This is a genomic window from Nocardiopsis listeri (assembly GCF_020741345.1).
Classification (GTDB): domain Bacteria; phylum Actinomycetota; class Actinomycetes; order Streptosporangiales; family Streptosporangiaceae; genus Nocardiopsis; species Nocardiopsis listeri_A.
In genome coordinates this window covers 1-4,430 of record NZ_DYZD01000019.1, presented here as the reverse complement: position 1 = coordinate 4,430, position 4,430 = coordinate 1, and the positions used below count along the sequence as shown (strand labels likewise).

Below are 4,430 nucleotides of genomic sequence, written 5' to 3'. Positions count from 1 at the left end.
GGAGCCGGTCGCGGCAGCGCGATCCCGTCCCGGTGAGCGCCCCGGCCGCGCACCGCGGTGTACAGGACCTGGTGGTGCGGGGCGAACACGGCCGCCACCTCGGGGGCCTCACCGATCATCAGCGCCGCCTGGGTGACGTAGCCGTCGAACCCGTGCGCGTAGCTGGCGGTGCCGTCGATCGGGTCGATCAGCCAGTACCTCGGTGGGCGCGGGCCCGACAACGAAGCCGGGTCCTCCTCGCTCACCACCGGGATCTGCGCGTCGATCGCGGTCAGCCGCCGGGAGAGCGCCCGGTGGGCCATGGCGTCGGCCTCGGCCTTGAACTGGCCGCCCTCCCACACACCGCTGCGCACCGAGGGGTCCTCCCGCCGGTCCCGCAAAAGGGAACCGACCTCGGTGACCGCCGTGGCCACGGCCTCCAGGAGTGGATGCCGGCCGTTCACCGGGCACGCACCGGGATCACCGGGGACTGCCCGCCGGTGGTCACCGCCCCGGGCAACGCGAAGCCCTCACCGTGCCGAATGGTCTGCGGGGCCGGGGAGATGCCGTGCGAGGTGAACTCCCGCTCGCTGAGGAACTCGTCGCTCCACCGACGCACCATGGCCACCCCCTCGCGCCACTCGTCGGTCAGTCGGGGACCCCCGGCCACGGCCTGGCGCAGCAGCCCCGTGACCTCGTCGACCCCGGCCGCCGCGGTCAGCGCCGCCGTGGAGGAGAAACGCGGATTGATCTCGAACACCCGCGGTCGCCCCTCGGCGTCCAGGCACAGTTGCACGTTGAACGGGCCGTCCGCGCGCAGCGCCGTCTGGATCGCCCGACAGGTGCGTGTCACCTCGGCGTTGCGCCGACTCACCGCGTACTTGGTGACGCCCTGCTTGAGCACGACCTCCTTGGGCACCACCGCCTGCACCTCGCCGTCCCGCCAGACCACCACCGACACCGTGAACTCCGGCCCGGTGACCCGCTCCTGCACGATCAACTCGTCGGCGGCGTATCCGCTCTCGGAGACCGCCCGGGCCATGTCACGGGCCGAATTGACGACCATGACCCCGCGGCTGCCGCGTCCGCTGCGCGGCTTGACGATGAGTCCGCCGGGGGAGTGGTCGGCGGCGTCGGCGGGCCACTCCGAGGCCGGCCATGTGCGAGGAACACCGATCGAAGCGTCCTGCAGGTGCCGCATCAGCACGTACTTGTCCAGGCAGATGTCGACGAAGTCCAGGCGGGGCAGTAACACCTCGACCCCGTCCTTGGCCAGTTCGCCCACGCGCACCAGTTCTTCGTCCACCAAGGGGATGACGGCGACGGCTCCCTCCTTCGCGCACAGTTCCCGCATGCGGGGGAGGAAGGCCTCGCTGTCGCCCGGTGGCACCAGGTAACCGCGGTCGGCCAGGTACAGGCCCGGAGCGGTGGGGTCCACGTCGGTGGCCACCACCCGGAATCCTTGTTCGCGTAGGTGCAGGATGGTTCCGGGGGTAGGGGCCGAACCCGCCGTCGTCACCACGACCGTCGGTTTCCTCGGGATGCTCGAAGACTGCTGTGCCACCGGCTTGTAGACCCTTCCAGACGTCCCTTTGAATCGGAGTGGTGCGGGAGGGGGATGGATCGAGACTAGACCGGAGGGGTCGCCCGAAGCTCGTGTTTGGCCGAAACCGGTTGCGGAGTGAACCGGCGGGTTCCCTCGCGCGTGCACCCGAGGACTTGCCGGAGCAAAGACGGGAGGGCGGGGACGCGCGCCGTGCGTCCCCGCCCTCCCGACGGTCTCGGGACCTTCGGGTCACTTCTGTTCGTAGACCGGGGTGATCATCGCGCGTCCCAGCGAGTGCGAGAACAGGTTGAAGCCGAGGAAGGCGGGGCTCCCGGAGGAGTCGATGCCCAGGCTCGGAACGTCGACGGCGTGCACCACGAAGAAGTAGCGGTGCGGCCCGTGCCCGGGCGGCGGGGCGGCACCGATGTAACGGTTGCTCCCGGCGTCGTTGCGCAGGGTCACGGCACCTTCCGGCAGACCGGAACCATTGCCGGCGTCTGCCGCCAATTCGGTCACGTCGACCGGGACGTCGCACACCGACCAGTGCCAGAAGCCGCTCGCGGTGGGTGCGTCCGGGTCGAAGCAGGTGACGGCGAAGCTCCGCGTCCCCTCGGGGAACCCGCTCCAGGACAGGTGCGGGGAGACGTCCTCACCCCCGGCGCCCATGATCCCGCTGACCTGGGCGTCGGGCAGTGTCCGCCCGTCCGCCACGTCGTCACTGGTGACGGTGAACGAGGCGACCTGCGGCAGGAAGTCGTAGGGGGAGGGTGGCGTGGCCACGGTGATGGCCTCCTTGTCGTCGAGATTGTTCGTGCAGGCCCGTTGAGGGGCCCGTTCCCGAACATACGCCCCACGGGGGGCGGACACCCTGCCGAGCGCGCCGATGGGACGCGGTCTACTCCGGGGTAGGGGTCGCGTTGTACGGTCGTGCCACATCCGAACGAACAGGAGCCGTCATGACCTACCGCTGGGGCATCACCGTCCCCTTCGAGGGAGTCCCCCTACATGACCAACGGGCCCTCTTCGAGGAGCTGCCCGACCTCGGATACACCGACGCCTGGTCGGCCGAGGCCAACGGAACCGACGGGTTCACGCCCCTGGCCCTGACCAGTGTGTGGGCGCCGACCCTACGGTTGGGCACCGCGATCGTGCCCGCCTACACCCGCGGCCCCGCGACGCTGGCGATGAGCGCCGCCACTTTGGCCGCCGCCGCGCCGGGCCGGTTCACGCTGGGGATCGGCACCTCCTCCAACGTGATCGTGCAACGTTGGAACTCCATTCCGTTCGAGGAGCCCTACAAGAAGGTCCGCGACACCGTCCGTTTCCTGCGCGAGGCGCTCACCGGACAGAAGGTCAAGGCCGCCTACGACACCTTCGAGGTCAAGGGCTTCACCCTCGGCGCGGTGCCCCCGGAGCAGCCGCCGATCCTGGTCGCCGCGCTGCGCCAGGGCATGCTGCGTCTGGCCGGCCGCGAGGGCGACGGCGCCATCATCAACTGGCTCTCGTCCGAGGACGTGCGCACCGTCGCGCCGATCGTCCGTGAGTTCGGCGAGGACAAGGAGGTCGTCGCCCGGATCTTCGCCATTCCCGACACCGACCCGGAGACCGCGCGGGAGATCGGTCGCTGGGCCATCTCCGCGTACCTGAACGTGCCCGTGTACCGGGCGTTCCACGAGTGGCTGGGCCGTGAGGAGCTCGGCCCCATGTGGCGGGCCTGGGACGAGGGCGACCGCAAGGGCGCACTCGCCGCGATCCCCGACTCCGTGATCGACGACCTCGTCGTGCACGGGCCGGCGGAGTACTGCCGTGAGCGGATCGAGGCCTATGTGGAGGCCGGGGTGAGCACCCCGGTGATCGCGCCGATCGCGCCGTCCTCCCACTCGCCGACGGACATCATCCGCGCGCTCGCACCGCGAGGCTGATCCGACCCTCGGTCGGGTGTCCTCGTACGCGCATCGGTGCGACGGGGACATCCCGACCGTTCGGTATGTTCGGGGGTCGGGCCGGACCCGACCATTCCGCCACCCGTGTTCTGCCTGGTTCTCGTGTGCGGGTGGTCACGGAACGGATGAATGCGGTAACAATGGTGCGCCTGGACCGACCCCCGGTCCACCGAACCCGCTTCCGGAAGGCACCCCCATGCGACGTTTTCTCCTGTGTTCCCTGCCCCTGTCCCTTGCCCTCGCGCTGTCCGCCTGCGGCGGCGAGGAGGAGACCCCCGAAGACGGCACCGACGCGGCGGTCGACGCCGCGGGTGAGGACACGGAGGCCGCGGCCCAGATCGTCGCCGAAGGGTTCGTCGCGGCGCTGAACGCCGAGGACGCCGAGGCCGCCTGTGCCCTCATCGACGAGGCGGCCCAGTCCGCCGTCGTCTCCCAGAGCGAAGGCGCCGAGGACTGTGTCACGGCCTTCCCCGACTACGCGGAGAGCCTCCCCGACAGCGAGTCCATCGAGATCGGCGAGATCACCGTCGGCACCGACCTGGACGGTGAGACGGAGATCGCAACCGTCGCCCTCGACCACCCCGACCAGGACCCGGGTGCCCTGGAGGTGCGCGAGTCCGACGACGGCGAGTGGCGCGCCACCCGGATTCCGGGCACCACCCTCGGCGGCGCCTGACGGGCCCCGTCCGCGTGACTTCTGAAAGGATGGCGCCCACGGGGCACGGCACCACCGCGTGCTCCGTGGCACACAGAGTAAGGAGTTGCGCGATGATCCTCATCGTCGTCAAGTACCGGGTCAAGCCCGAGGCCAAGGACACGTTCCTCGACGCGGTCGCCGACTTCACCGCGGCCACCCGCGCCGAGCCCGGCAACCTGTGGTTCGAGTGGTCCCGCAGCGTCAAGGAGCCGAACACCTACGTGCTCATCGAGGCGTTCACCGACGAGGGCGCCGGCCCGCACGT

Annotated in this window: 6 protein-coding genes; 3 read left to right on the top strand and 3 right to left on the bottom strand. The window is 70.4% G+C overall.

Annotated elements, in window-relative coordinates; translation table 11 throughout:
• The 3 genes from K8V84_RS00840 to K8V84_RS00830 form a co-directional block, all read right to left on the bottom strand.
• On the bottom strand, positions 1-443 hold a 443-nt coding region (locus K8V84_RS00840), incomplete at its 3' end, for an inositol monophosphatase family protein (RefSeq protein ID WP_304069219.1).
• The gene (locus K8V84_RS00835) at positions 440-1,501 is read right to left on the bottom strand and encodes an ATP-grasp domain-containing protein (protein WP_304069218.1); all 1,062 of its coding nucleotides are present in this window, start codon (positions 1,499-1,501) and stop codon (positions 440-442) included. The genes K8V84_RS00835 and K8V84_RS00840, both read right to left, overlap by 4 nt.
• 273 nt (positions 1,502-1,774) lie before the next feature.
• Positions 1,775-2,305 (bottom strand): YbhB/YbcL family Raf kinase inhibitor-like protein, encoded by a 531-nt coding sequence (locus K8V84_RS00830; protein WP_304069217.1) that lies wholly within the window; start codon positions 2,303-2,305, stop codon positions 1,775-1,777.
• A gap of 176 nt (positions 2,306-2,481) precedes the next feature.
• Between K8V84_RS00830 and K8V84_RS00825 the strand changes: the two genes are divergently transcribed.
• From K8V84_RS00825 to K8V84_RS00815, 3 genes are all read left to right on the top strand, one after another.
• Complete coding sequence (locus K8V84_RS00825; RefSeq protein ID WP_304069216.1) at positions 2,482-3,447, top strand: LLM class F420-dependent oxidoreductase; 966 nt, start codon at positions 2,482-2,484, stop codon at positions 3,445-3,447.
• A 217-nt stretch (positions 3,448-3,664) separates the two neighbouring features.
• Positions 3,665-4,144, top strand: coding sequence for a lumazine-binding domain protein (locus K8V84_RS00820; protein WP_304069215.1), 480 nt, complete (start codon positions 3,665-3,667; stop codon positions 4,142-4,144).
• Between the two features lie 92 nt (positions 4,145-4,236).
• Positions 4,237-4,430: putative quinol monooxygenase (locus K8V84_RS00815; protein WP_304069214.1), on the top strand; the 194-nt coding region annotated here is incomplete at its 3' end.

Excerpts from the sequence above, each read along its gene's own strand:
- K8V84_RS00825 (WP_304069216.1), top strand. The coding sequence starts at position 2,482 with ATGACCTACCGCTGGGGCATCACCGTCCCCTTCGAGGGAGTCCCCCTA.
- K8V84_RS00820 (WP_304069215.1), top strand. The coding sequence starts at position 3,665 with ATGCGACGTTTTCTCCTGTGTTCCCTGCCCCTGTCCCTTGCCCTCGCG.